This is a genomic window from Paenibacillus vandeheii, from assembly GCF_030433635.1.
GTDB classification, from domain to species: Bacteria; Bacillota; Bacilli; order Paenibacillales; family Paenibacillaceae; genus Paenibacillus; species Paenibacillus vandeheii.
Map to the genome: position 1 here is coordinate 378,566 of NZ_JAROCD010000002.1, position 26,865 is coordinate 405,430.

Sequence of the window (26,865 nt, forward strand, 5' to 3'; positions counted from 1 at the left end):
TTGGTTAAAAGATAGTCGTAGGCGTTTGCAACTTGGTAAAGCTCCCATGATATACATTGGGTAACCTAAAGCCTGTTGGCATATAGGATGTCCTGCCGGATACGTTCCCATGTAAGCAGGATCTTAAACAGTTGCAATTATTTTGCCGAGACTGGGAATGTTCAGAATGGAGGTTGCAAGCATGAGCTTGGACCATTTACAAGAGGAACAGCAGGCCACCGTTCTTAGAATCCGTAAACGCGTCATTGAAGCCATTGGGCGTAATATGGATCTCTACGGCGTTACGCTGTCCACGGGACACTTATATGGATTGCTTTTTTTTGCAGATAAACCTATGACCCTTGACGATATGGGCCGGGAAATGGAAATGAGCAAAACGAGCATGAGTACCGGCGTACGTACACTGCTGGATCTAAAAATGGTAAATAAAGTATGGAGCAAAGGCTCCCGGAAAGACCTATATGAAGTGGAGTATGACTGGCATCAGACGTTTACGGATTATTTTGTGATTAAATGGAGAAAAGCCGTGGAGAGTAACCTTCAGGTACTGCGCAAATCCATTGAAGAAATGAATCGTTTGATTTCTGATCTGGATGAACAAGCAGATGCTGAACTTCTTCATATTCTTAAGGAAGACAAGCATAAGGTGCTTCAAGCAGAGGCCTACTACAAATGGCTGGACCGCTTGATTGATACTATGGAAGATGAGGAAATATACAAATTGGTTCCAAAAGAAGAAATCAAGGAACATGAATAACAGCAAAGCAAAGGGCCCTTTCCAAATCGGAGAGGGCTCTTTTGTCTTGGTTAGTTATGCACTTGTACATTTCTAATGAAGAAATACGCACGCATTGATCTTAGTTTATGCGTTACAATTGTCCAATTAATCCCACACGTGAAAGGGTAACAAGTTGCTGAACGATCTGTTCCAGTTCGTCCATGATCTGATGACGTCCGATTGGAGTCCAGGATCGTGCGGACCAATCGGATATATCGTGCACGCAGCCTCTCAACACGGCCGGAGAGCGATTCCAGGCGGTAGTTTGTTTCATGCGCCGAAGCAGTTTCTCACTCACAGGAGAATTGGAGACGCGATGTATGAACAGATGATCCGTGTCCAGCATGGGGATGCTCTCAGCCGCATACTCGTCTGACATTAAATCTGTTGATATGATCTGTGCAGGCTTTAGCCCCAGTTTACCGTAAATAAGGTGATGTAATGGATGCTCGGCATTTTCCTGGAGCCGAATAGACTGATTCGTAACCTGCATAAGCATAATACGTTCTTGCCCGAAGTGGTGCTTCAAACGAAGTCCGATGTCCAGGCTGCGAAGCTCCAGCTGCTTGAAATTCTGCAAGGCCTGCTGCTCCCGTCCGACCAATTCAGCCAAGCGTAAGTGATTTTCTTTCCAGTCATGGGCCTGATCCAGGATGACCGTAGGTGCAATACTTTTGAGCTTATCGTAAAAGGGTTTATGATAGAAGTCACCGATAATCAGGTCCGGCTTGGCCTGACGTAATTTCTCCAATGGTGCGACTAGCCGCTGCTTCTGCTCGATTTCATCAAGCTCCCGATCAGGGAATCCATCCATTATTGCTACGGGATGCAATCCGAGTGAAGAAAGGTTCTCATGAAGTCCCATCAAGGACGCCGTAGCGACGCGAATTTGGTCTTTTTTCATATATAGGCTGGGTGCGATCCCCAAGCTTTGTTTGAATTTGCGGCTAAAATAATATTCATTGCCATAGCCAACAGATACGGCGACGTCTTTAAGTACGCACGATTCCTGTTTGAGCTGTTTTTTGGCTTCGTCAATCCGTAAGCGATTTAGATAATCGGTAGGAGACATGCCTTTGGCTTTTTTGAAACTGCGAGAATATGAGCTTGGCGTCAATCCGGCAATTTTGGCTAGTTGATCCATGCTGATGCCTTCACTCATGCACCGTCGCATATACATAATGCTGCGTTCAAGTGCTGGGTCGACCTTCTCATCATTTTCCTCAAGCCGATTCTCCGAGAGATACTGCAAAAGCTCGTGGAGCTGGCTATGTATACTGATAAAGTGATCGGGCTGAATGCCGCGATAGGCTTCAACCAATTGTTCAAATCGTGCTCTGGCTTGTTGGGCATGGCGAACCCTCAGTCTGCCTGTCTCCCAATCCAGCGGGAAACCAGAGGAGGAGGTCATTTTCCATTGGCCGTGCACTTGCTGCAAACAGACCGTATCCATACTAAGGAGTATGAACTCCGTAACAGCCGAGCGTGCAGCTGCCTCAATCGTTGTTCCTGGCTTCAGAACGTACAGTTGATTGGCTTCGGCGGTATAGACCGTATCGTTCAGGACCAGGACACCGTCTCCTTGTAAAATAAGACAGAGCATGGGCCGGGACACCGTCTTGCCTTGCACACGGAAATGCTCCCCGCGCCGTACACGGCACATGGAAGAGAGGAGCGGTAGAGATGAGGTTTCAGAAATGAAGGGAAGCTGTTCAGTCATACGGACCATCCTTTTGTCTTATTTTCTTAATGATAACAATTATCATTCTCATATGGAAGATGTTTTTGAAAAATAGTTTTGCACATGACAAAAAGAGGATAACCAGAGCCGTGATGGCTTAGGGTTACCCTCTTTCTTTGTTTTGGACAAGAATATTGAGATGGCTATGAGCCATCATTAACATGCGTGGGTTAGTTTGGCACGACCAATAGGATATCATCCAGGAAAACGTCGCTTAGCACCTTTTTGCCTGTGCCATTGGCTTGAACATGATATAGACGGTAGAGATCATTTGCGTTGATATAGAACATGCCCGGAACATCGTCATGAAGCTGGAACGTTGCCCATTCCTCTCCGGCAAGCTTGGTTACTTTGAGAGCTGTGCTCACGGAATAAAGACCGTTGGTACCGGATAGATATGCAAGCGTTGATGTTCCGTTGGTCAACTGTGTTGTTACGAAAGTGACGTTGTTCAAATTCAGATAGGCAGATTTGGATACCTTGTTTCCGGCGATGGTTTTGGCATACGCCTTTTTGTCTGCATCCACAATGACAACCTTATCCGTACCCAGTGAACCAACTTCCCGGATGCTCTTGCTATGAATCTGAAGTGTTTTGCCGGAAGTAGTTAATGCAAAGGCTTTACCTGTTGAATAATCATAATCCTTGCTGCTGTCCAGCTTGATGCCTTTGTTATACACATAAAGATTGTTACCCCAGCCGCCGGCATAAACAGCGTTCACATCCAGCTTTGCTTTTGGATTAACGGGTGTTCCCTTGCCTGTATTGTAGTTTACCTTGTACATGAGAATGGCGTTGGTAGAGTAAAACTGCTCGTACGGGTCAGTGTTCACCATCAGTTGCAGTTCGTTTTTGGCAATATTCATAAAATAACGACTTTCTACTGCACCAGCAGCAATCCGCTCTACGGCACCGCTGCCGTTGGAAGCTTTGGATACAATCCAGGGTTTTCCATTAACAAGCCCGTTATAATATACACGGCCTTTCGTTACGGCGAGCAGGGGGAAATCAGTATTCGCTTTGTCCGCAATTTTGGCGGTAGCCGAAGCTTCGCTATTGCCATTCCCACGATAGATTGAGCCTTTGGAATCCATATAATAAATGAACCCACTATCCGTATAGTAGCTCAACACATCTGTCGCATACGTTTCAGCCGAATCGCTGGAACCGTCATTGGGAACACGAAGCAGCGTTGTGGAGGAATCGGAACGGGTGTAATAGAGATAAGATCCCGCCGCAGCAAGGCCATCTCCTTCGAAATCAAGCAATACTTCCGTGGTTCCACTACCGTCACCAGATACTTTGTACAATACACCGTCGGAATCATAATATACCGTAGTTTGGCTGAGGGAAGCTGCATGAGCACCGGCTCCGCCTCCAAGCATTGCCGCAGCGACCAGTGTAAACAGCAGCAGGGTGCAAACCGTGCGTTGCATGCGTGTAAACCAATTGTTCATAAATCAATCGTCACCCTTCTTCATTATGTATGTAATAAATACCTTAACACCTTAAGTTATATCGGTAAACTATGGAAAATATGTTATACATCTTAGCCTTCATAATTAACGTTTAAGATGCGGGCAAAAAATTAAAACACCGCGCGCAAGAAGATGCACGCGGTGCAAACTTAAATCTGACTTTCAGCGAGCTGCTGACGGCTGTTCCACAAGGTGACCAGACGAAGCAGAGCGAAACTGATGAGTAGAAGCACGGCTCCAACTAAAATCAACATGAGTGGACTGATAAGAAGCATGCCGCTCGCCTGTCCAGCAATCAGGGCGAGCAATGGAATTACCACCAATCCTCCTAGTTGATAGGCCTCCTGAAATCCACGCACCTTCGCCGAGATTAGGACATTCAACAGAATGACCACGAGACTGCACGCTGGAACAACCCATAGGACCAGAATGATCCAGTTCAGATTGGGGAACATCAACGCTCCGAACATCGGGTACATCAGGATATTGGCAATGATTCCGTAGATGATGAATGTAGCCCAGGATAATATCAGAGAAGGAATAAGAGCTGCTAACACCTTGCCTTTAAACAAAGTATCCATACTCATCGGAGTGAAGAGAAGGCCTTCCAGTGTCTTGCGTTCCTTCTCGCCTGCAAAGCTGTTAGCCGTGAGAATGCTGGATGCCATCACCGGAATGATGAGAAACAGCGGTGCGAACATGTACAACGCCAGGTAATAGACAATGCGATGGTTATCGGTAGGCATCGAAGCGAGCTGTGGAATCCGCCCGGCATCGGTTAGGCTATCCAGCGTATCAAGCAGGAAGCTCATATTGCCGAGGGAAGCAAGCTCCATTCTTGAGGCTGCCCAAATGAGTATCCCAGGCATGATGATCCCGATAACCAGCGGAACGATCAACATGGGCAGCCAGAGCTGTACGCTGGCTGTAATGGCTCGAATGTCTTTGCGAACAAGTGCACGTATGGCTTTTCGGTTATTCATATTGGTGTGCCTCCCTAATGGCAAAATAAATGCTCTCCAGATCATTGCCCATAATTCGGGCCTGATAGACTTGTCCATGCTCGGTCAGTTGTCGAAGTAGCAATGGAATATCCTCACGGGCTTGAAGCTGAAATACTGCCTTGTTTGCGGAGATCATCTCCGGTGTATATTCAGTTGCCGTTTGCCAGCCATTCAGCATGATCGCTTCAACTTCAAGCCGGGGTGAGGTTAGGTAACGGTTGATGATCTCCTGCTCCGTACCTTCCTCAACCTTGCGCCCCTTTTCCATAAAAATATACCGATCGCACACGGCAGATAGCTGGGATAGGACATGAGACGAAACGAGAATCGTCATTTGTTCCTCTTGATTTAACCGGCGAATGATACGAAGTACCATCTGAATCCCGTCCGGATCAAGCCCATTGGTCGGCTCATCCAGAAAGAGAATGGAAGGGCGATGCAGCAGCACTCGCGCCAGACCTACGCGTTTCTTCATACCTGTGCTGTAGGTGCCCACTTTTCGATACTGATAATCCTGCATTTCGAACAGATCCACGAGCTCGTCTATCCGGGCTTTGGCATGTTGTACACCGAAAGCTTCAGCGAAAAAGATCAGGTTGTCCCGTCCGCTCATATTTTCATACAATCCGCTCTGCTCGGTTAGTGTTCCGCATATAGCCAGTACGTTCTCCGTCTCACGAAAGGGGTCCAGGCCGTTAATGCTTACTTGCCCACCCGAAGCGCCGAGAACGCCATTCATAATTCGAATCAGGGTGGTTTTGCCTGAACCGTTGGGTCCAATTAACCCGGTAACGCTGCCTTGTTCAACCGTGAAGCTGACATCGTTCAGTGCCTGATGTACTTTAAATTGCTTGGAAATGTTACGAACTTCAATCATGTTCCTTCACCGTCCGATCTGAGTTTGGAGATTATACGTTCAGATGAGTCATATCGTTCAAATGATGGGCCGAAAAATAAAATTTCTCCGTCTTTAGTCCCAAACCCAGGCAGCAACTTCACCCTAAAGTCCGGCGAAATCGGGTCTCAGGTTTGTTTTCACCCTGGTCTTTACCATGTATTCTGATAAAAAGGGATGCACTATCCCGTTTCATTGCCATCCATAACGTGGTAATTAGATTTAAGGCCTCTTACATATTATGAACGCCTATTATTCATCTAACGCCGGTCTTGGTTAGCCAAGGCCGGTTTGACGTCGTCACTTGGTGATTCCGTCGTCACTTGGTGATTCCATTGATGGATCGCCCCATTTATTGCGATTACATAATTGATTTCGTTTAACACATCATATGCACACATATCTTTTGGGCATGTGATGTGTTTGGACCCAAAGGAAGGTGAGCAAAATGACAGCATCCAATGAGTATCGCTTTCAGGTGAACCTGAGCGGCATGATTCAGATTTTATCAAACCATCTATACAGCAGCCCCAAAGTTTTTTTGCGTGAACTAATGCAGAACGCAACTGATGCCATTACAGCTCGAACAGAGGCAGAACCGGGATATCGGGGTGAAGTACGTGTGGAACTGACCGGAACAGGTGATCAACGTACGATGATGGTGGAGGACAACGGTATTGGTTTGACGGAAGCGGATATCCATGAGTTTCTGGCGATGATTGGTCAATCTTCAAAGCGTGGTCAGCAGGCGTTGCTAGATGGAGAGACTTCGTTTATCGGGCGATTCGGGATCGGATTATTGTCTTGTTTCATGGTAAGCCATGAAATCGTCATGCTGACCCAATCCGCGAAGGGTGGACCTTCGATGGAGTGGCGGGGTAAGCCGGATGGTACCTATACGATTCGGCAATTGGAGACACAGCTGTCTCCGGGAACGAAAGTGTATCTTCGCTGTACGCCGGATGCAGCCCATTATTTCGAAACGGAATATGTGCAGGAAGCCTTGTTCTATTATGGAGCGCTGCTGCCTTATCCAGTCATCCTGCATAGTGACGGTGTTCAACATATTGTAAATAGCGAGTCACCGATCTGGTTGATGGAGCCTGAGCTTGCACGTGGACGCAGAGCGGAAGTGTTGGCATTTGGTGAACGATTACTTGGAGAGAAGTTTCAGGATTTCATTCCACTGACGACGGTTTCAGGGCGTACAGGGGGCATTGCTTTTGTGCTGCCGCATGCTGTCAATCTGAATGCCAAGCGTTCCCATCGGGTGTATCTGAAGAGAATGCTGATATCGGAGAAGGCGGAAAATATTTTGCCGGACTGGGCGTTTTTCGTGAAATGCCTGATCTGGACAGACGAGCTTCAACCAACGGCTTCGCGGGAACACTTTTATGAAAATGAAAAGCTGGAAGACGTACGCTTTGAACTCGGTGATGCCCTTCGTAAGGGATTGACCGACATGGCTGAGAGCCAGACGGAACGGCTGCAGAAGCTGATTCGCCTGCATGCACTGTCGATGAAGGCACTGGCTGTGCAGGATCAAGAGTTCTATGCCATGATTCACCGCTGGCTGCCGTTTGAGAGCACCCGTGGTCATCGGGAACTGGGCGAGCTGATGAGTGAGGGAGAGACGTTGTACTTCACTACCACGGTGGATGAGTATCGTCAGATTCATCATGTCGCCTCAGCCCAATCGATGCTGGTCATTAATGGAGGATACATCTACGATAGCGATTTGATGGCCATGCTGCCATTGGCGGTGCAGGATGCACAGACCGAACAATTACAGCCGGATGAAGTATCCATGAGTTTCACCGACGTGCCGCCGGCTGAACGGAATCAGTATTATGATGCCTTGCGCCTCGCTGATTCTGCTTTGCAACGTTTCCGCTGCCGTGCAGAGGTCAAAGGTTTCAAGCCAGCCGATTTGCCGGTGCTGTTCACGCTCTCGCAGGAATCTTCTACGCTGCGTGCATTGGAAAAAGCTAGTGAGGAGAGTACAGAATTGTTCTCTTCAGTCCTTGGTTCATTGTCATCTGGCATTAGTTCCGCAGGTTATTCGACCCTGTACCTGAACATTAACAATCCAATTATTCAGCGGGTGCTGACTTCACCGGATGCCCAAATGACCCCGATTGCCATTGAAATGTTGTATGTCAACGCGTTGATGATGGGGCATTATGCCATGAATCGGCAGGAGCTTGAGGTGCTCAATCAGGGCATCGTTCGTTTTATTGATTGGGGTTTGCGTGCGAATACAGATCGTAAGGGGGATGTCTGATGCAGACCGAAATGGATTTTGAGGATTTGATGGATGAGGCCTATGGCCTGCCTAATGGAACAGCAAAGCTGGGCATTCTGGAGGAAGCGGCAAGAGTCGCCGATGTGAATGGCATGGAGGAAGAGGCGTACGAAGCACGTTCAGAGATCGTGGAGACAGCGACATTTTGCGGTTATCCGATGAAGGCACTGATTGCTTTTTCCTGGCAGCTGGGCAAGTTTGATCAACAGCCTGAACAATATGACGAAGAAACGTTAATGTGGTCGTACAAATGGATTTTGGGCGAGTTATCCAGCTTCCCGGAAGTGTCTCGCGATAAAATGATGGAGCTGTTGGAGGACTTCGGACGTCGCTTTAAATCGTTTGGATACAGCGAGCGTTCGTACTGGTATTATCGGTTCCGCATTTCCATGGATCTGGGGGAGCTGGAGGAGGCTGGAAACAGCTATACGAAGTTCAGAAGTATGGATCGTGATTTTATGAGTGACTGCGAGGCCTGTGAGCAGGACGAGATTATGCGTTACTGGATACTTGTTGGAGATGATGAGAAGGTGATGGAAGCGGCGAAGCCCATCTTGAAAGGGCGGATGAGCTGTGCCGAAATTCCGCACCTGACCTTATCGGAGATTTTGATGCCACTATACCGACTGGGGAAGGTGGATGAAGCTAACAAACATCAGGCCAAAGGTTATCGCATGATCAAAGGACATAATGATTTTGTGCAAAGCTTTGCCGAGCAGATGGATTACCTTGCACACACCAACCCGGCCAAGGGTATTGATGTGCTGGAAGAAAGTCTTGTGCTCGCAATGGATCATGAGGATCCGTTTGCCAAAATGATGTTCTATGCCAGAGCTGCACAGCTGCTGCGCCGCTGGGCTGATGAATCTCCGCAATACCGATTGCGGCTTCCGGCTTCATTCCCCTATGAAGGAGATCCGGCAGATTTGCATAAACTGGCCGATTACTTCGCGGTGTATGCCAAAGCAACCGCAGACAAATATGACCAGCGGAATGGCAATCAACATGTTTCGTCGATGTTGAGCGAGGTATAGTTAGAATATTTCACTAAAGCAGTAACGAACCCATCCACCTTATTAGGCAGTATTATGCGATGGCCACCGCCCCAAACCCAAACAGGCTTGTTCAGAAGGAGGGTTTCCTCCTTCGAACAAGCCTGTTTATCTTTTTTTATAGCGTGAATATGAGGTGGCTATTCAGGTTATTCAGAAGTCACGGTTGCAGGCGCGGGTGTATCTTCGGCCGGATCCTCATCTACGGAAGTTTCGGGCTTCGGCTGCTTTGCCAACAGGTCAGCTACAATCTTGTCAGTTGGCTGTGTAAACAATTGGTACATAATCGAGGCTTCTTCCTGACGGATCAGTGGTTTGCGAGAGAGGAAGTCAACCGATCCATCCTCCAGCACCTTCACTTCAGGACCGTGGATACCAAGCTTAACCATCATTTGAATCGCAGGCACAGCCCAGGCATCTGTTTGCCCGGCCAGCTTCACATCCTCGAACAGTTCGTTCGGATATTGAAGCTGGAGAGTTCTCCAGATCATCACCATGGCTTCCTGACGGGTAATGACCTGATCCGGCTTGAACTGTTTCTCATCCGCACCCGTGATCATGCCAGATTCATAACCAAGCTGGATGTAACCTGCAGCAGGATGGGTAGCCCAGTCGGTATCCGCAGGTGGTGTCGTTTTGCTGGCTTTCAGTCCGCTCATTTTAAGGACGTCCTCAATGAATTCAGCCCGTGTAACGGCATTTTTGGGTTGAAAAGCTTCACTTGCATCATTGGTATAGTATCCAAGCGATTGTAATCCATAGATGGCTTCAGCATAAGTGCTGTTCTCACGAACATCCCGGAAGCCTTGAGGCTTTTGCCCTTTTTTCTCATATCCGAACGGGTTGAGATAAGGTTCTTTCATATAGATGGTTCCATCAGCATTTTCCTTGAACGCCGTGAACTGACCTGTTAACTCATCCTTGAAGAGATTATCTTCAACCTGAATCAGGGTACGTGGGCCAAGGAAGACGTCGGAAATGCTTAATTGTCCGGGTTCCTTCCCGCCCTCTTTCAGGGAGCTGACAATCGTGCTAAGCCGCAGATCTGCATAAAGTCCAGCGAAGCGTTGCAGTTCTGCCGTGGATTGAGGTGTATATTCCTTGAACTTGACCGGCTCCGCATATTGCGGGAAGAACGTCTGGATAAAGGCCGGGTAGAAGAAGTTACGAAGTGCTCCTGTCTGGTTGTAGGTAAGGAAGACACCGGTGTTTTGCTCAGGAATTAGGAAGAGATAAGAGCTGAATCCAACGATGTCGCCTGCTTTGGTAATAATTTTGGAACTGCTGCCTGTACCCGGAAGCTGAAAAGCAGCTTCGAACCCATAAGTGGTGTCCGGTAACAGCGGATGAATGGACGAGCGGTATTGTTCCATGCTTTTTACCGTAGATTCTTTCCAAATACGTTCGTTATCCTTCACACCATCATTCAGGAAAGCAATCATGAAATTCCCGATATCCTCTGACGTTGAGAGCATGCCGCCTTGAGGCATAGGTGATGGGGAAAGGGTATACAGGCCAAGTGGATTATGAGCCGCATCATAGGCTGTTGCAAGTTGATTTTTGAACTTGCCATTCAGCATAAAACTACTGTTATCCATACCCAGAGGTTTAAAGATATGCTGCTGCATATACGTTTCGAACGGCTCTCCGCTAACATTTTCCACAATCATGCCTAGCAGCAGGAAGGAGAAGTTGTCGTACATGTAGGCGCTACCAGGTTCTCGAACGACAGGTGGCATATGTAACTTGGCATAATCCTCCATCGATACAATTTTGTCGAAGTCATTATGGATGTCTTCCTGCTGTGGGTCGCGAATCTCGAATCCGGTGGTGTGTGTTAGCAGATTCTCCACTGTTACAGGTTTGTCAAAAGGGTTATCGAATTCCAGTCCTTTCACATAGGTCTGAAAGTCAGCTTTTAAATCGACTTTGCCTTGCTCTACGAGCTGCATGACAGCGGCTGATGTAAATGTTTTGGAGACCGAGGCGATACGAAAGGTGGTGCTTTTTGGATCAACCGGTGTTTTGCTCTCCAAATCGGAATATCCATAGCCTTTCTCTGCTACGACTTTTCCATCTTTGACAACGACTACGGAAGCACCAACATATTGGGCCTTCGCTTCAGGAGAATCGAAAAATCCATCGAGAAAGGCTGTTGCCGATTCACTTGTCAGCGCTGTCACTTTCCCTGTTTCATGGACCGCAGTGGGTGCCGTCTCCGCCTGTACGGCGGGTGCCCATAGACTGAGGGACAGGACCAACGCCATGAACGCCCCGGTTATGGAGGTGAGCCTGAAGCGTGTGCTTCGATTGGATAAATGCATGCAAACACTCCTTCTAAAGAAAATTTTGTAAAGAGAACTCTCCTGTTTATTACTGATTACGGACACGATCGGTTTCAAGATCGTAGATTAAGATGTGTACATTTTCAATAAAATTCAGAACAACATTGAGCCAAATACAGTCTGAAGAGGCGGGTATTCAGGATTTCAGGATGCATCTGCACATAGTCGTGGTTCACCTTGACCCGCTGATGGAGGAGTACAGCGGACATAATAAGCAGCCAGGCCCAATTGATAAACAGGAAAGAACATGCACACCACGTTTCGCTTCGGGATTATCGTGTAGTTTCATTCGGGATGCCAGATCTGCGACTGTGAGTGAAGAGAAGTCCGAATACAGAAGAAGAGAATGCGAGTTATCCGGCATATATCCCATTGTGGTAAAGTGTGTAACTTCACAATGGGATAGGCCGGTAGGGGATGTTTTTAGACGGATGATGTCTTTATAAATTCAATTGGATTCGTACCAGGTTCCAGCAGCAGGGGAATGGAGAGAGAGCTTATCGTGTCCTCTTCATCCATCTTAAATGTAAATGTGACCTTCAGGCCAAACAGGACAAGTTCCACGGAAAACGTATCTTTTCCAGCGTATTTCATAGGCATGTCAATGGCATTCAAGGTGGCTTGTAGCCCATCAATCGACTGTTGAATAACGATCTCGCCGTAACCTGGATGTGTATAGCTGCCCGCATAAGCATGGATAGGACGATCATGGGGGTGAACCTGGGTTTCGTCTGGTTTTTCCTCAACAAAGGTTTCTGAATTAGTTGGTGTTTCTACGATATCTGTGGCTGCTTCAGATTCATTCGATTCTCCAGCCACTAATTTGGCTAATCTCCCGCTCCAATCCACAGGTTCCACTTCAAGCAAACGATCAATAATGTTAAAAGAAATCGTGTAGGGAAGAACGCTCCCATTGGTATTGCAAAGGACTACAACACCGAGCTGTTCCTCCGGCAAAAAGGCGACCTGTGAAGCGAATCCATCGATTGCTCCGCCGTGATGAATCATGGCGTGTCCGCGATAAGAATCAATCATCCAGCCCAGACCGTACGTGCTAACAGGCAGCTCTTTGCTGTGGAATGGTGAAGTACAAGCCATTTGCGGGCTGTGCATAACAGCCAACTGTTCTTTGGAGATCAGTTGATTCCCATCCTGTTGCCCTTGATTCAATTGGAATTGCACCCAAGCGATCATATCGACCAGATTGCTGTTAATGGAGCCAGCGGGGCCTACGGCATCTATTTTTCGAAAAGGTATTCGTGTACTCTCTCCGTTTTGATCCATATAAGGGAAGGCGAAGTCAGGTTGATTCTGCATCTCATCGACAGAGAGGACAATTGAATTCATACCGAGGGGATTAAACAGAGACTCCTGAACAACATTCTCCCATGAAGTTCCTTTGAGTTGCCCCACCAGATAACCAGCCGCCATATACATCAGATTCTGGTATTGCCACTTGTTCCGAAAGTCTTCATTTGGCTCCAGATACTGAAGCGCGTTTACGAGTTCTTCTCTGCTCCGTGATGAGTTGTACCACATCATATCGTGCCTTGGAAGTCCGGAGCGATGACAGAGCATATCGCGGATGGTCAGACGTTCTGTGGTTACGGGATCGAACATTTTGAAGTCTTTCAAATACGTTCGAACAGGCGTGTCCCACTTCAGAATGTCCTGATCGACGAGCAGGGCAGCTGTTGATGCTGTAAAGGCTTTGGTACTGGAACCGATCGCAAATAGTGTATTGGGTGTAACTTCGAGCTTGGACTCCAGGTCGCGATAACCGTATCCTTTTTGCAAAATAACTTCATCCTTGTGGATGACCGCTACTGCCACACCTACGCCTTTCCAGCGTTGAAGCTGCTCTTCCACAAAATCATCCAATCCATTCAGCAATGAGTGATGATAGGTTGTATTCATTATTTTCCTCCAATTTGAAATAGAGTTGTACCTCAATTAAGCTACATCATAGCGGTATGTAATTGCATTGGTTGAGTTGTTATCTGTATTTACTATGAAGAATCTGGCTGAATTTAACATCCTACCCGAGACTGATTTTGTTACCAAATAGAGTATTGTGGCATTTGAAAAAAGGGAATGCTTGTCAAACTAGTCCGCATATATCGAACAAGTCCCTCATAACATGTACTAATCAAGTAGGGGTTCTGCTGTACGCACAATCCTGAAGTGAAAACATGTGCTAAAGGGGATGATGTCATGCGCCGAATATCATGGATGCTTGCCATGGTATTGGTCTTATCGACCTTACTTGCCGCCTGCGGGAAGAAGGATGCGGCAGCCGTGGTCAAAGATCTGAACGAAGTCGTAGGAGAAATGGAAAGTTATCAGGGGGCAGGCGTCATGACGCTGCATACTGGAGATACGCCGCAGCAGTACAAGGTCGAGGTATGGCATCAGAAGCCTTCGTATTATCGTATCGCGTTAACGAATGCCAAAAAGGATGTAACGCAAATTGTACTGCGTAATGATGAAGGCGTATTTGTTCTGACGCCGAGCCAGAACAAAAGCTTCCGTTTCCAGAGTAACTGGCCAGATAATCAAGGCCAGGTCTACCTCTACGAGACGCTGATCCGCAGTATAACAGGTGATTCGACCCGCCAGTTTGCCGATGAGAAGGAAAGCTATGTTTTCGATGTAGCTGCCAACTACAATACACATGCATTGGTCAGACAGAAAATATGGTTAAACAAAAGCGATTACGCACCGAAGCAGGTAGAAGTATCTGATTCGAATGCCAATGTGGTGGTGGATGTGAAGTTCGATAGCTTCAAATTTGGCGCCGAATTTGAGAAAGACGCGTTTGACATGCAGCGTAATATGACGGCTGCTTCAGAAAATGGTGGCAAAGCCGGTACGGACTCAGGCGCGGCTCCTGCTGGGGATGGTAAAGAGACCACCAATCCTCAAGCTGCAACAGAGGAAGGTTCTGCATCGAATCCAAGCGGAACCGTTAGTGATGGACAGACCGGTGTGAGCGATAACGCCGAGCAGCAGGGTTCGGAAGACCCAGCCAGCGGGCAAGGCACGGAAGAACCGACATCGGCTGAGCCGGACGGCACAGGCAGCTTCGGGGTTATTCAGCCGACCTACGCCCCAGAAGGAGTCAAGCTGAAAGACGACCAGATCGTAGAAGAAACAGGAGACTATTCGGTGATGCTTCGTTACGAAGGAACGTATAACTATACGATTTTCGAAGCGCGTCCACAGGACAGAGCTGTATCGCTTGCACCGTCCAGTGTTGTTGATCTTGGATTTACGCTTGGTATGCTGAGCGGAGATGCCTTGCAGACACTTACATGGATGACGGACGGAGTGGAGTACCGAATTACCAGTGCAGACTTGCCTGTTAATGAGATGGTACAGATCGCGACATCGATGCAGGAAGAGTCAGGGAAATGATTTGGAAAGTATAGTCGTCCTAACATAAGGAATGCTAAGAAGCATCGGAGATGATTTCTCCGGTGCTTTGCTGCATACACAGGTCATTGTCCCTGTTTTATATCCGTAATTTGCAGGATTTAATTTCAGTTGAAGGTATTAGTATCAACAGGCTATGATCCTGCGTAAGATAAGCAAGGAATAGGTCCGGTGCACTCAATAATGCAAAACACGCTTCTACGCGGGAGGAACCGGGTAAATAAAACGATATAAGCAGATCAGTTAAGTTATGGAGAGATGAATATCTCATTCATGGTCTCGCTTATAGGTCTTATTCTGCGTTTGCTCCCGACTCCAGGATAGTACTCCTGTATGTGTTTTGGTCTGCAGATCTTTCGTTCATTTGACAGTCACATGCTTGAGCATTACGATGGAGTCTGACGTGAGCCGGATTAAGATGATTAGAGAAGGTGACTTAACGTGCAAGAACAATATCGGCCGACCCAAGCGGAGATCAATTTGGATCATTTGCGCAACAACGTAGAAGCTTTCCGTGAAGCATTGCCGCAAGGCAAGAAACTGCTCGCCTGTGTGAAGGCTAACGCCTATGGACATGGGGCAGTGGAGACGGCCAGGGAACTGGAACGAGTTGGTGTGGATTACTTAAGTGTAGCTTTTCTTGACGAAGCGCTTGAATTGCGACAACACGGAATTACCCTTCCGATTCTTGTATTGGGCTACACGCCGCCAGAAGGCATCGCTGAAGCATGGAAACATGATGTAACCATTACGCTGTTCAGTAAGGAAGTGCTCGACGCCATTCAACATTTGGAGACGGGAATTTCCTCTCGTAAGCTAAAGGTGCATATCAAAATTGACAGCGGCATGGGCAGGCTTGGCCTGCTGCCGGGCGACGAGGCACTTGCTTTCATTCAGGAAGCAGCCAAGCTGAAGCAGGTCATGCTGGAAGGTATGTTTACTCATTTTGCCAAGGCGGATGAAAAAGACAAGACCTATACACTGGAGCAGTATCGACGGTTCCAAGGCGTGGTTGATGCGTTGCGGGATCAGGGATGTGTCATCCCGATTATACATACGGCGAACAGCGCCGCTACCATTGATACACCGGAATTGTCGGATGATATGGTTCGTGTAGGAATCAGCCTGTACGGATTATACCCGTCGGCAGAGGTGAATCATCAGGTAGTGAAGCTTTCCCCGGTATTGACACTGAAGACGAAGGCGGTTCTGGTCAAAACGCTGCCGCCCCACTGGGGTGTCAGCTACGGAACCCGTTATGTAACACAAGGGAACGAACGAATAGCGACCCTGCCTATCGGCTATGCAGACGGATTTTCAAGAATGCTGTCAGGTAAAGCACAAGTGCTTGTACGCGGCCGTCGTGTTCCCGTCGTCGGTACGATCTGCATGGATCAGTGTATGGTGTCGCTACAATCTTTTGCTGCAGAAGCAGAAGAAATTCAAGTCGGCGAAGAGGTTGTTCTCATCGGTCATCAATCAGGTGCAGTTATAACTGCAGAAGAGGTGGCATCTCAGCTCGGTACGATTCCCTACGAAGTGATCTGCATGATGGCGCATCGAATCCCTCGGGTCTATACCCGTAATGGAGCAGTAATCGCCAGAATCAACCCTCTTTTGACATCCTGACAGCTCGACTGGACGCTATTTCCAATAAACTTTTTTTCAGAACAGAAGGAAAACTGTCGGAGCATCTCGAATTATGAATGATGACTGGGATGAAAAATCCTGAAAAGAGATGTTTGGTCTGTACGAATAATGTTCTCCGTGTTTATAATGGAGTACAGCATACTTGATATACTCGGGGCATATATATTCCTTTGTATAAAAGTTCTGGAAAAACGTAATACTGGTTCACAATGGCGAAAGGTTTGTGGGGGTGGAAGAAAGGTGGCCAACTTGCAGAACACCAAGCGGATCATGATCAGTTTGCCTGATTATCTTTTGCAGGAAGTGGATGGCATCGTAGCGCTGGAGAATTCCAACCGCAGCGAATTGATTAGGCAGGCCATGAAGCTGTATTTGACGGAGCGTAAGAAACGTTACATCCGTGAATCGATGCAGCGAGGGTACATGGAGATGGCGAAGATTAACCTCACCATGGCATCCGAGGCCTTTCACGCGGAGGAAGATGCGGACAGCACTCTGGACCGCTTAGTTAGCGGGGTGTAGACATTGATCGTAAAACGCGGTGACGTTTTTTTTGCGGATCTTTCTCCCGTTGTCGGTTCCGAGCAAGGTGGAGTCAGGCCGGTTCTGGTTATCCAGAATGACATCGGCAACCGGTTTAGTCCTACTTGTATTGTGGCGGCGATCACCGCCCAGATCCAAAAGGCAAAGCTGCCGACGCATGTGGAAATTGATGCGGCGGCACACGGCTTTGACCGGGACTCGGTTATTTTGCTCGAACAAATACGGACGATTGATAAGCAGAGGCTGACCGACAAGATTACCCATCTGGACGAGGAGACCATGAAACTGGTCAACGAAGCCTTACAGATCAGCCTGGGTTTAATCGATTTTTAAGGCATCAGGTAGTTGTTTCCTTGTTCTGCCGTGCCGCCCGTAGACAATGGATGTTCCTTACAGGAACACACAATTTCAGACAGCAATCAAAAGAGCGTACAACAGCCTAACGGCCGGGTACGCTTCTTTTGATTAAAGCTTCATGAAAGCGTAGAACATTTAGAGTCTTTTCGTTATAATGATACCTGAGAAACCGTTTACGTTAATTAACATATATAGAGGTGGAGGAGACATATGAGCATTTATATTGACCAGGAAAAGCTTCAATTTCATCTACAGACTCAAAAGGCAAGCTACGTATTCCAGGTGCTGCCTTCGGGATATTTGGTACATTTGTATTATGGCAAAAGACTGCGTGATACCGATCTGAGCTGGCTTCATGTGCGTACGGAGCGGGCCTCATTCAGCCCGAATCCGGTACCGGATGATCGGACGATCTCCTTCGACACGTTGGCGCAAGAGTTGCCAGTATACGGTACGAGTGATTTCCGTAATCCGGCAATCCAATTGCAGCTTGAGAACGGTTCAACCGTTTCGGAATTTACGTATACAGGCCATCGACTGATCAAAGGAAAGGCAGCACTTACCGGGCTGCCGGCAACTTATGTTGAATCTGACGATGAAGCGGAGACACTCATCGTTGAACTGGAAGACCGTGTTGCAGGGATCAAGATTGAACTTAGCTACACGGCCTTTACGGCATTTAATGCGATTACGCGTTCCATGCGTATCGTTAATGAGAGCGCTGCCTCGGTGAATATTGCACGTGCGCACAGTTCTTCCGTTGATTTCCCGCATGCCGATTACGAATTACTGCAGCTGTCAGGAGCATGGACGCGTGAACGGGACATCGTTCGCAGACCGCTTGCTTCCGGCCTGCAAGGCATCGAGAGCCGTCGCGGCTCAAGCAGTCACCAGCAGAATCCGTTCATTGCTCTGATGACACCGGGTACAGACGAAGATCAGGGTGAAGTCTATGGGTTCAGCCTTGTATATAGCGGCAGCTTCACTGCACAGGCGGAAGTGGATCAGTTCCACACCACTCGTGTATCGCTGGGAATCAATCCGTTTGAGTTCGGCTGGAAGCTGGATTCGCAGGAGTCGTTCCAGACGCCTGAGACGGTCATGGTTTATTCGGATGCAGGTCTGGATGGCATGTCTCAGTCGTATCATCAACTGTATCGCGAGCGCCTTGCACGTGGCAAGTTCCGTAATGCAGAGCGTCCGGTTCTGGTCAACAACTGGGAAGCGACCTATTTCGGCTTCAACGCTGATAAGATTGAGCAGATCGCACAGGCAGGGAAGAAGCTTGGTATTGAACTGTTCGTACTGGATGATGGATGGTTCGGACATCGGGACAGTGATAATTCCTCACTCGGTGACTGGATTGTGGACAAGAACAAACTGCCACAAGGCCTGGATGATTTGGCCAACCGGGTAACCAGTCTGGACATGCAGTTCGGACTATGGTTCGAGCCTGAGATGATTTCGCCGGACAGTGAATTGTACCGTGCTCATCCGGACTGGTGTCTGCATGTGCCGGATCGCCGCCGTACGGAAGGGCGCCAACAGTTGGTACTCGATTTCTCCCGTCAGGATGTGCGAGATGAGATTGTACGCATGCTAGGCGATGTGCTTGGATCTGCGCCGATCACTTATGTGAAATGGGACATGAACCGGAATATGACGGAGGTAGGTTCTGCATTGCTGCCAGCAGACAGACAGCGTGAGACTGCGCATCGGTATATGCTTGGATTGTATGAAGTCATGGAACGGATTACTTCAGCGTTTCCGGATATCCTGTTCGAGAGCTGTTCAGGTGGTGGCGGCCGTTTTGATCCAGGTATGCTGTATTACATGCCGCAAACGTGGACCAGCGATAATACGGACGCGATATCCCGTCTTCGTATTCAGTATGGTACAAGCCTGGTATATCCGGTAAGCTCAATGGGGTCACATATCTCAGCTGTTCCCAATCACCAGGTTAATCGAATTACTTCTCTAGAGATTCGTGGACATGTCGCCATGTCCGGTAACTTTGGATATGAATTGGATTTGACTCGATTCACAGAGGAAGAGAATGCCATTGTGAAGGCTCAGGTAGAGCTGTACAAGGAAATTCGGGGAACCATTCAATACGGAACGTTCCGGCGCTTGCTAAGTCCGTTTGAAGGAAATGAAACGGCATGGATGTTTATTTCACCAGATGGCAGCGAAGCCGTTGTATTCTACTTCCGTGTGCTGTCTGAACCCAATGCACCGCTCCAACGTCTGAAGTTGAAGGGCCTGGACCCTAACGCGGATTATCGCCTCAAAGGCGGCTCCGAGACGTTTACAGGGGATGCGCTGATGTATGGCGGGATCTCCGTAGGTCGTGCATCGGGAGACTATCTGAGTGAAATGTTCCGATTCGAACGGGTCTAAATAAGTTGAACTACAGATTATTTACACGGATACTACGATGACAGAACAACCTTCCAATCGCTGTTATCCCCAGATTTTTTTCGATTCCCTTTTCTTAAGGGGAAAATCCGGGGATAAAGGCGAACGCTTCGCCTTTTCAGGTTTTTTTCTGTCCTCTCCGTCATCGTGTAAATGAATAGTTTCACTTATTTAGAGTTCAATTGCATATAAAGTCCTAATGAGGAAGACCGAACAGCGTCGCGTTGACGTTTTTCGGTCTTTTTTTGACGTAATGGGGAAGGCTGGAGGAAGACGTAATTCTGTCAGAACTTGTATGCCAGTGGAATGATGGAAATCTGGACGTGATTTTGTGATAATATAGGGTAGAGTGGTTGAAGCAAATGGTTCAATCAAAATGTAATTACAGCAGCAAAGCTGCCCTGAACAAGCTTCAACTGAACGATTCAGGAAGGAAAGAGGGATTTATTTGTCTGAACAGGAAACGGTTCTGGAACCCAATGAAGAAACAATAAAGGCAGAACGCCATGAACGAATCATCAAACAGGTAGCCAAGGAACTGTCACTGTCCTTGAAGCAGGTCCGCACGACGTCGGAGCTTCTGGACGAAGGCAATACGATTCCATTTATCGCCCGCTACCGTAAGGAAATGACTGGAGAGCTGGATGAGAACGAGCTGCGGCTCATTGAAGACCGCATCGTATACTTGCGTAATCTAGAAGACCGCAAAGTGGAAGTCATCCGTATTATAGAGGAACAAGGCAAGCTGACCGGAGAACTGAAACAGTCCATCACCCAGGCAGTTAAGCTCCAGGAAGTGGAGGACTTGTACCGTCCGTTTCGCCAGAAGCGGAAAACCCGTGCCAGTGTAGCGAAGGAAAAAGGTCTCGAGCCACTCGCTGTATGGATCTGGGGTCAACCGAAGCAAGGGAATGTCCTGGAGGAAGCGGCGCGTTATATCAATGCTGAACTTGGGGTAGACGATGCAGAGGTTGCACTTCAGGGAGCCAAGGACATCTTGGCTGAAAATATCGCAGATGATGCTGCTATTCGTGCCTGGATTCGTCGATATACACTCGATCATGGCATGCTGACTTCGGAAGCGAAGGATGCGGAGCAGGAGTCTGTATATGAGAACTACTATGATTATCGTGAGTTAGCCAAAAAAATGCCTCCTCACCGCATTCTCGCCATTAACCGCGGTGAACGTGAGAACATTTTGAAAGTGGGTCTGGACGTACAGCCTGAACCGGCTCATCGTCATATGGAAGGGCAGATCATCAAGGGTACATCTGCGGTTCAGGACATTTTGCGTGCTGTGATTGAAGATGCTTACAAACGATTGATTGCCCCTTCGATTGAGCGCGAGGTTCGTGCAGAACTGACGGAAAAAGGTGAAAACCAAGCGATATCTGTATTCTCGGCTAATCTTCGGAATTTGCTGCTTCAGCCACCAATTCATGGCAAACGTGTGCTTGGTGTCGATCCTGCCTATCGTACCGGCTGTAAGCTGGCCGTGGTCGACGATACGGGCAAGCTGCTTGAAGTGGCTGTTACGTACCCAACGCCACCACACAACAAGAAGCGTGAAGCTGCCGAGGTCTTCCATCGGATGATCAAGCAGTATGATATCGGATTGATTGTTATCGGTAATGGTACAGGGTCCCGTGAGACGGAACAGTTTGTTGCCGAGATCATTCAGGAGAACGGTGACGAAAGTCTCGTGTATCTAATCGTCAATGAAGCTGGAGCGAGTGTGTATTCTGCATCCAAGCTGGCCCAGGAAGAATTCCCGGATCTCGACGTTGCCGAACGTAGTGCTGCTTCGATTGCCCGCCGGGTGCAAGACCCGCTGGCTGAGCTGGTCAAAATCGATCCAAAAGCCATTGGTGTAGGTCAATACCAGCATGACGTATCCCAAAAAATATTGGAAGAAAGCTTGAAGGCTGTTGTGGAATCCGCAGTTAACCACGTGGGTGTGGATGTGAACACGGCTTCACCTTCACTGCTGTCATATGTGGCTGGTGTAAATGCCACTATTGCCAAAAATATCGTGAAATACCGCGAAGAGAACGGCCGGTTCACGAATCGTCGCCAGCTGCAGAAGGTGCCGCGTTTGGGTGCCAAAACCTATGAGCAATGCGTAGGCTTTATGCGGATTGGCGAAGGGGAGAACCCGCTGGATCGTACACCGATTCACCCTGAATCGTATAAAGTGGTTGACCAGCTCTTTAAAGAGCTTCAGGTTGAGCTGGACAAGCTGGGCAGCAAGGAACTGTCTGTTCTTCTGTCTGAGCAACAACCGGAACAGCTGGCTGTGAAGCTGGATGTGGGTGTACCTACACTGCGTGACATTCTGGACAGCTTGCAGCGTCCGGGTCGTGACCCGCGTGAGGAAATGCCGCTACCGATCTTCCGCACCGATGTGCTCAAAATTGAGGATTTGGTGGAAGGCATGGAGCTGCAAGGCACGGTTCGCAACGTAATTGACTTTGGTGCATTTGTTGACATCGGCATCAAGAGTGACGGGCTTGTCCATATCTCACAGCTGAGCAACGGTTACGTCAAACATCCGATGGATGTGGTATCTGTCGGGGATAATGTAACGGTTTGGGTGATGAATGTGGATACCAAAAAAGGCCGTGTCGGCCTCACGATGAAGAAGCCTGCTTCTTCTCAGCAGTCTTCCTAATCCAGCACAATGCTCGGAGAACAGCCTTCCCTGTAAGGGGAAGGCTGTTTGTTGTCAGCTATAATAGTACTGTTGCCCGTACTGTATTCTTCGAAGGGATTTTATGAAAGAAGTGAGAGCTTGAAGTGGACGAAAGAGAGTGGTGTCAGATGCTTAAAGTTCGCTGTCCGCGCTGCGCGGGGTGCCACTTGTCGGTTTGTTTCGGTAAAAGAACCAACATTCGTTCAGCAGCTTGATCTGTCTGCTGTCCTTTTTGTGAAATGCACGCATCAGTTGATTGCAAAGCCATTGAGGCAAGGGTATCTCCTCCTCTTGCATAATTCATCTGTACGTTAGCATATGTGGCAATAGCCTGGACTGTGCGGATTAACCAGTGAGGAACACGGAAAATTCAATTTCTATACGGATATGGATTAAAGGGCGAAAAAAAGCACAACTCCCGCTTTTAGGAGATGCGCTTTTGGTTCCATCCTGCATGAAAAATAAGTCCATAAGTGGATTAGAGTGATTCCATCTCTTCTTCATACCATTGCTCTAATTGAGCCTGGAGCGCCCGAATTTCAGTGAGCAGGGAAATCAAAGGATATTCACTCTCTCTTAGTGCTGCGAAACTTTGTTCAAGGGCATTGATGTAGTCAAGGCCTCCGATGATGGAGAGCTGCTCGTCCAGAAGGTCAAGATTGTCACATTCAGCGATTGCCCAAGGCAGAACAGGTACATCTGCTGCGGTAAGTTTGTCAATTTCTTTGTGCAGGCGCAGGTTGAGCGCACTGAGTTGATAAGCGTAATCGGCGGGCATTTCCACAAACTGCAATTGCTGTTCCTGCTGCAGGATGACGTAGCGCATTGTAGGCATAACGAGTAATAATCTCCCCTCATACATTCTACTTGACAGTGTAGCCTACGAAACGGTTAAAATTCAAGTATTATGGCGGAAAAACAAACGGCCCAAGGGGAATGAAAGGAGGGAAAACCGTTGGAAAATGAGGAATTGCAGCAATGGATTGAGCAGGTGTCGCTGGATCATTTCGGGGTTCCGTTCACTCACGAGGCGATGTTTAACCGTCGTCTGACCACGACTGGTGGGCGTTATATGCTCAAAAGTCACCGAATAGAGATTAATCCTCATCAGCTCGAAGCCTATGGGCGGGAAGAGGTTGAGAAAATCATCAAGCATGAACTGTGTCACTACCATCTGCACATCCGTGGACGCGGCTACCAACACCGGGACCCGGAATTCAAAGCCTTGTTGCAGAAGGTGGGCGGTTCGAGGTTCTGTCAGTCCCTTCCGGATGGAAAGGGCAGAAAGCCGCTACCGTATCGCTATAAGCTGGTGTGCAAGAGCTGTGGCACGGAATATTTGCGTAAACGCAAAGTGGATCCGAAGAGGTACCGCTGTGGTCGTTGTGCGGGGAAGTTAGGGATTCAGAGTATCTAAAGCTTATTAAGAAAGTCATCGGAGGCATGTTGACTTGGAATATTAATCATGATAAATTTAGGATATTCAAGATCAATATTCCCTGATAGCTCAGTTGGTAGAGCACTCGACTGTTAATCGAGTTGTCACAGGTTCGAGCCCTGTTCGGGGAGCCATTCTTGGAGAGATACCCAAGTGGCTATAAGGGGACCCTCTGCTAAGGGGTTAGACTGCGTAAGCGGTGCGAGGGTTCGAATCCCTCTCTCTCCGTTCTGAACAAAACATAATCCCCCTTCTCACGAACCATTAACGGTTCGTGAGAAGGGGGATTTTTGATGTATCGTCATTTTACTAATGTACACGAATACCTAATTGCCGCCCTACAATGAAATGCCCAATACCTCGTACAAACCCTTCTTGCCGACTTCCGTGACTTCAACCGAACGGCTGCCTGCCTTCTGACGGGTCCAATTCAGTTCAGACAAGCGGCGCCCGAGTTCGTCTCCCAATACACCGGAGATATGATGACGGCGTTCACTCCAGTCCAGACATTTGCGAGCCATAGCGCGGCGCGATCCGGCTTTACCTTCTAGTATAATGCCAAAAGAATTGAACCATTGAATCCCTTTCTCTGTAATGTGGTAATCCTTGGCCTGCTCATCCTCAGGTTCTTCGAGATAACCTTCCCGCAATAAAGCTTCGCACAACGATATCCCCAATTTTCCGGCCAGATGCCCATAACAGGTTCGAGCAAAGCTCAGATGTTGAAGCTGATCAGATTGTTTGAGGGACCTCACTTGAACTGGTGCAGCGATACTACCCATTGTTTCAATTAGAAAAGCAACCTCTTTGCCTGCAAGTCGATAATATCGATGTCTTCCTTGCTGTTCAACGACGAGCAGCCCGCCTTCGACCAGCTTCGCGAGATGACTGCTTGCCGTTTGGGGGGTAACACCCGCCATGTAAGCAAGTTCGCCTGCAGGAAGTGCACGACCATCCAACAAAGCTTCCAAAAAAATAGCACGACTGGGATCAGCAACTAACGACGCAACAGCAGATATATTCGGATATGCATTCATACTTCGATGATACCTGAACTATTGGTGTATTACAATTCAATCGTGCATGAATGACGATCCAAGAGATCATTGGATGGATTGAAGAATGGAGGAAGAAGCAATGTATACAAATGACAGAACGAAAGAAGGTCCTGAACCAGAGAGTCACCGAGGCTCAAACCGAGAGTTGACTCAGCATGAGGTGATAACTCCAAGTATTTTGTACTATGGCACACCTGTATTGTTACTGAGCACGTTAAACGAAGAGGGGATAACAAATCTATCACCACTTTCTTCATCCTGGGCACTCGGCGACTGCTTGGTACTTGTAATTGGTATTCAAGGCAAAGCCTTTGAGAACCTGAACCGACGCCCTGAATGTGTAATTAATCTGCCCGATGCATCCATATGGGAGCAGGTTGAGATACTGGGACGTTATACGGGGAAATATCCCGTTCCTGAAGAGAAAAGAAGGATGGGGTTTGAATTTTGCGATGATAAATTTGCTGCTACTGGACTGACACCTCAAAATTCAGTTCTGGTTGAGCCGAATAAAATAGCGGAGTGTCCGCTCCAGATTGAAGCCGCGGTACAACACATACGTATTCCCGAACACACGCCATTCATGGCGATTGTAGAAGTAAAAGCGTTGAAGGTACATGCTCATCACCGCTTGATATCAGATTTCAACAAGATTAACCCAGAGAATTGGAATCCTTTAATTTATAATTTCCGACATTATTATGGACTTGGAGAGCGGCATGGGGAGAGCTTTCGGGCAGAGAAGTGATGTATTAGGATACTAAATTAGCATACGCAATCCATAAGTGATACAAAATATACGAAGGAGTGGGGCCAGTTGGGGCTCCGCTTCTTTCTGCCTACATTGAGAATTATTTAGGAGTTCCTCCGGCGAATGTATAAGTGCGGCTATTTTATTAGTCAAGGATTGGGTAAATAGTAAAGAAAGATACATGTAAGCATATACATAAGAGAGGTGATGAGCATGGAAACGGAATACTTGATGCGTGTACTCATAGCTGGCATATGCGGCGTGTTGATCGGATATGAGCGCAAGAACCGAATGAAGGAAGCGGGAATACGTACTCACTTTGTTGTTGCTGTGGGTGCAGCATTAATGATGATTGTATCCAAGTATGGCTTTCAGGATCAGGCAGGCTGGGTGAATCTCTCGCTTGACCCATCCAGGATTGCAGCACAGGTGGTCAGTGGGGTCGGCTTCATTGGAGCCGGTATGATCTTCACACAGCGTCATACGGTCCGAGGATTGACGACAGCGGCGGGAATTTGGGCGACTGCAGGAATGGGACTGGCTGTTGGTTCGGGATTGTATTGGACAGGTGCGGGGGTAACGCTGCTTATTGTTCTGGCCCAGATGCTGCTGCATCGGCCGACACGCTGGTTGGTATCCGCGAGAACAGAGACGTTGACCATTCGACTGCTAAAGGAAGGGGACACCCTCAAAACCGTTTTGGCTTTGCTGGGACAGGAAAAAATCTCGGTAATCGGATTCAAAACAGAACAGCAAACAAGCACAGACTCCGGAGAGGAGACAGTGCTTGAATTCACTCTGCAACTGCCCGGATCATATCGGGCCGAGCAGCTAATTATTTTATTGCAGGATGTGCCTCACGTTCGATCCGTTGATATGAGGTGAGCCCAGGCCATCGTTAGATCGCTAGGTTCTCATACCGAAC

General features: G+C 48.0%; 21 protein-coding genes and 2 tRNA genes. 14 read left to right on the forward strand and 9 right to left on the reverse strand.

Annotated features, from left to right (window positions below; translation table 11 throughout):
• The first annotated feature begins 181 nt into the window (after window positions 1-181).
• Window positions 182-757 (forward strand): GbsR/MarR family transcriptional regulator, encoded by a 576-nt coding sequence (locus P5G61_RS04465; RefSeq protein ID WP_301244882.1) that lies wholly within the window; start codon window positions 182-184, stop codon window positions 755-757.
• 112 nt (window positions 758-869) lie between these two features.
• Here the strand turns inward: P5G61_RS04465 and P5G61_RS04470 are convergent, their stop codons facing one another.
• The 4 genes from P5G61_RS04470 to P5G61_RS04485 form a co-directional block, all read right to left on the reverse strand.
• On the reverse strand, window positions 870-2,498 hold the full coding sequence (locus P5G61_RS04470) for a helix-turn-helix domain-containing protein (protein WP_301244884.1): 1,629 nt from the start codon (window positions 2,496-2,498) through the stop codon (window positions 870-872).
• A gap of 191 nt (window positions 2,499-2,689) precedes the next feature.
• Window positions 2,690-3,955, reverse strand: coding sequence for a DUF5050 domain-containing protein (locus tag P5G61_RS04475; RefSeq protein ID WP_301244886.1), 1,266 nt, complete (start codon window positions 3,953-3,955; stop codon window positions 2,690-2,692).
• Between the two features lie 191 nt (window positions 3,956-4,146).
• Complete coding sequence (locus P5G61_RS04480) at window positions 4,147-4,980, reverse strand: ABC transporter permease subunit (protein ID WP_301244888.1); 834 nt, start codon at window positions 4,978-4,980, stop codon at window positions 4,147-4,149.
• Window positions 4,973-5,878, reverse strand: coding sequence for an ABC transporter ATP-binding protein (locus P5G61_RS04485; RefSeq protein ID WP_301244890.1), 906 nt, complete (start codon window positions 5,876-5,878; stop codon window positions 4,973-4,975). Before P5G61_RS04485 ends, P5G61_RS04480 begins: the two co-directional genes overlap by 8 nt.
• Window positions 5,879-6,344: 466 nt before the next feature.
• Between P5G61_RS04485 and P5G61_RS04490 the strand changes: the two genes are divergently transcribed.
• Together P5G61_RS04490 and P5G61_RS04495 are read left to right on the forward strand one after the other, a co-directional pair.
• Window positions 6,345-8,180, forward strand: a complete 1,836-nt coding sequence (locus P5G61_RS04490; protein ID WP_301244892.1) for an HSP90 family protein — start codon at window positions 6,345-6,347, stop codon at window positions 8,178-8,180.
• Window positions 8,180-9,235, forward strand: a complete 1,056-nt coding sequence (locus P5G61_RS04495) for a hypothetical protein (protein ID WP_301244894.1) — start codon at window positions 8,180-8,182, stop codon at window positions 9,233-9,235. Before P5G61_RS04490 ends, P5G61_RS04495 begins: the two co-directional genes overlap by 1 nt.
• A 167-nt stretch (window positions 9,236-9,402) precedes the next feature.
• Here P5G61_RS04495 and P5G61_RS04500 read toward each other — a convergent pair whose 3' ends face one another.
• Together P5G61_RS04500 and P5G61_RS04505 are read right to left on the reverse strand one after the other, a co-directional pair.
• Complete coding sequence (locus tag P5G61_RS04500) at window positions 9,403-11,577, reverse strand: serine hydrolase domain-containing protein (RefSeq protein WP_301244896.1); 2,175 nt, start codon at window positions 11,575-11,577, stop codon at window positions 9,403-9,405.
• Window positions 11,578-12,021: 444 nt separating this feature from the next.
• Window positions 12,022-13,515, reverse strand: coding sequence for a serine hydrolase (locus P5G61_RS04505; RefSeq protein ID WP_301244897.1), 1,494 nt, complete (start codon window positions 13,513-13,515; stop codon window positions 12,022-12,024).
• A 297-nt stretch (window positions 13,516-13,812) separates the two neighbouring features.
• Here P5G61_RS04505 and P5G61_RS04510 point away from each other — a divergent pair, with 297 nt between their 5' ends.
• The 6 genes from P5G61_RS04510 to P5G61_RS04535 all read left to right on the forward strand — a co-directional run bounded on the left by P5G61_RS04510 (window position 13,813) and on the right by P5G61_RS04535 (window position 22,672).
• Complete coding sequence (locus P5G61_RS04510) at window positions 13,813-15,015, forward strand: outer membrane lipoprotein-sorting protein (RefSeq protein ID WP_301244898.1); 1,203 nt, start codon at window positions 13,813-13,815, stop codon at window positions 15,013-15,015.
• A gap of 459 nt (window positions 15,016-15,474) precedes the next feature.
• Complete coding sequence (gene alr / locus P5G61_RS04515; RefSeq protein ID WP_301244900.1) at window positions 15,475-16,662, forward strand: alanine racemase; 1,188 nt, start codon at window positions 15,475-15,477, stop codon at window positions 16,660-16,662.
• 261 nt (window positions 16,663-16,923) lie between these two features.
• Window positions 16,924-17,205, forward strand: a complete 282-nt coding sequence (locus tag P5G61_RS04520) for a CopG family ribbon-helix-helix protein (protein WP_024630715.1) — start codon at window positions 16,924-16,926, stop codon at window positions 17,203-17,205.
• 3 nt (window positions 17,206-17,208) lie between these two features.
• Window positions 17,209-17,559, forward strand: a complete 351-nt coding sequence (locus P5G61_RS04525) for a type II toxin-antitoxin system PemK/MazF family toxin (RefSeq protein WP_024630714.1) — start codon at window positions 17,209-17,211, stop codon at window positions 17,557-17,559.
• Window positions 17,560-17,793: 234 nt separating this feature from the next.
• Window positions 17,794-19,983 (forward strand): alpha-galactosidase, encoded by a 2,190-nt coding sequence (locus tag P5G61_RS04530; protein WP_301244916.1) that lies wholly within the window; start codon window positions 17,794-17,796, stop codon window positions 19,981-19,983.
• A gap of 466 nt (window positions 19,984-20,449) precedes the next feature.
• Window positions 20,450-22,672 carry a Tex family protein gene (locus P5G61_RS04535; protein ID WP_301244918.1) on the forward strand — a complete coding sequence of 741 codons (2,223 nt, stop codon included), beginning with the start codon at window positions 20,450-20,452 and terminating at the stop codon, window positions 22,670-22,672.
• A gap of 153 nt (window positions 22,673-22,825) precedes the next feature.
• On the opposite strand, the gene cmpA is transcribed toward P5G61_RS04535, so the two are convergent.
• Together cmpA and P5G61_RS04545 are read right to left on the reverse strand one after the other, a co-directional pair.
• Entirely contained in the window at window positions 22,826-22,969 is a 144-nt protein-coding gene (cmpA, locus tag P5G61_RS04540; RefSeq protein ID WP_090808144.1) for a cortex morphogenetic protein CmpA, read from the reverse strand.
• A 202-nt stretch (window positions 22,970-23,171) separates the two neighbouring features.
• Complete coding sequence (locus tag P5G61_RS04545; protein ID WP_024630711.1) at window positions 23,172-23,528, reverse strand: hypothetical protein; 357 nt, start codon at window positions 23,526-23,528, stop codon at window positions 23,172-23,174.
• A 120-nt stretch (window positions 23,529-23,648) separates the two neighbouring features.
• On the opposite strand from P5G61_RS04545, the gene P5G61_RS04550 reads away from it, so the two are divergent.
• The 3 genes from P5G61_RS04550 (at window position 23,649) to P5G61_RS04560 (ending at window position 24,359) form a co-directional block, all read left to right on the forward strand.
• The gene (locus P5G61_RS04550) at window positions 23,649-24,110 is read left to right on the forward strand and encodes a SprT family protein (protein WP_301244922.1); all 462 of its coding nucleotides are present in this window, start codon (window positions 23,649-23,651) and stop codon (window positions 24,108-24,110) included.
• Window positions 24,111-24,189: 79 nt separating this feature from the next.
• Window positions 24,190-24,265, forward strand: a tRNA-Asn gene (locus P5G61_RS04555).
• Window positions 24,266-24,270: 5 nt separating this feature from the next.
• Window positions 24,271-24,359 (forward strand) — tRNA-Ser (locus P5G61_RS04560).
• A gap of 110 nt (window positions 24,360-24,469) precedes the next feature.
• Here P5G61_RS04560 and P5G61_RS04565 read toward each other — a convergent pair.
• Window positions 24,470-25,168, reverse strand: a complete 699-nt coding sequence (locus P5G61_RS04565; RefSeq protein ID WP_301244924.1) for an ArsR/SmtB family transcription factor — start codon at window positions 25,166-25,168, stop codon at window positions 24,470-24,472.
• Window positions 25,169-25,268: 100 nt separating this feature from the next.
• Between P5G61_RS04565 and P5G61_RS04570 the strand changes: the two genes are divergently transcribed.
• Both P5G61_RS04570 and P5G61_RS04575 read left to right on the forward strand, forming a co-directional pair.
• Window positions 25,269-25,937: a flavin reductase family protein gene (locus tag P5G61_RS04570; RefSeq protein ID WP_301244926.1), complete on the forward strand. Its 669-nt coding sequence runs from the start codon at window positions 25,269-25,271 to the stop codon at window positions 25,935-25,937.
• A gap of 216 nt (window positions 25,938-26,153) precedes the next feature.
• The gene (locus P5G61_RS04575; protein ID WP_079350829.1) at window positions 26,154-26,825 is read left to right on the forward strand and encodes an MgtC/SapB family protein; all 672 of its coding nucleotides are present in this window, start codon (window positions 26,154-26,156) and stop codon (window positions 26,823-26,825) included.
• Window positions 26,826-26,865: the final 40 nt, after the last annotated feature.

Excerpts from the sequence above, each read along its gene's own strand:
- P5G61_RS04500 (WP_301244896.1), bottom strand. The coding sequence starts at position 11,577 with ATGCATTTATCCAATCGAAGCACACGCTTCAGGCTCACCTCCATAACC.
- P5G61_RS04545 (WP_024630711.1), bottom strand. The coding sequence starts at position 23,528 with ATGCCTACAATGCGCTACGTCATCCTGCAGCAGGAACAGCAATTGCAG.
- P5G61_RS04505 (WP_301244897.1), bottom strand. The coding sequence starts at position 13,515 with ATGAATACAACCTATCATCACTCATTGCTGAATGGATTGGATGATTTT.
- P5G61_RS04470 (WP_301244884.1), bottom strand. The coding sequence starts at position 2,498 with ATGACTGAACAGCTTCCCTTCATTTCTGAAACCTCATCTCTACCGCTC.
- P5G61_RS04530 (WP_301244916.1), top strand. The coding sequence starts at position 17,794 with ATGAGCATTTATATTGACCAGGAAAAGCTTCAATTTCATCTACAGACT.
- P5G61_RS04480 (WP_301244888.1), bottom strand. The coding sequence starts at position 4,980 with ATGAATAACCGAAAAGCCATACGTGCACTTGTTCGCAAAGACATTCGA.
- P5G61_RS04570 (WP_301244926.1), top strand. The coding sequence starts at position 25,269 with ATGTATACAAATGACAGAACGAAAGAAGGTCCTGAACCAGAGAGTCAC.
- P5G61_RS04485 (WP_301244890.1), bottom strand. The coding sequence starts at position 5,878 with ATGATTGAAGTTCGTAACATTTCCAAGCAATTTAAAGTACATCAGGCA.
- P5G61_RS04575 (WP_079350829.1), top strand. The coding sequence starts at position 26,154 with ATGGAAACGGAATACTTGATGCGTGTACTCATAGCTGGCATATGCGGC.
- P5G61_RS04495 (WP_301244894.1), top strand. The coding sequence starts at position 8,180 with ATGCAGACCGAAATGGATTTTGAGGATTTGATGGATGAGGCCTATGGC.
- P5G61_RS04565 (WP_301244924.1), bottom strand. The coding sequence starts at position 25,168 with ATGAATGCATATCCGAATATATCTGCTGTTGCGTCGTTAGTTGCTGAT.
- P5G61_RS04475 (WP_301244886.1), bottom strand. The coding sequence starts at position 3,955 with ATGCAACGCACGGTTTGCACCCTGCTGCTGTTTACACTGGTCGCTGCG.
- P5G61_RS04465 (WP_301244882.1), top strand. The coding sequence starts at position 182 with ATGAGCTTGGACCATTTACAAGAGGAACAGCAGGCCACCGTTCTTAGA.
- P5G61_RS04510 (WP_301244898.1), top strand. The coding sequence starts at position 13,813 with ATGCGCCGAATATCATGGATGCTTGCCATGGTATTGGTCTTATCGACC.
- P5G61_RS04490 (WP_301244892.1), top strand. The coding sequence starts at position 6,345 with ATGACAGCATCCAATGAGTATCGCTTTCAGGTGAACCTGAGCGGCATG.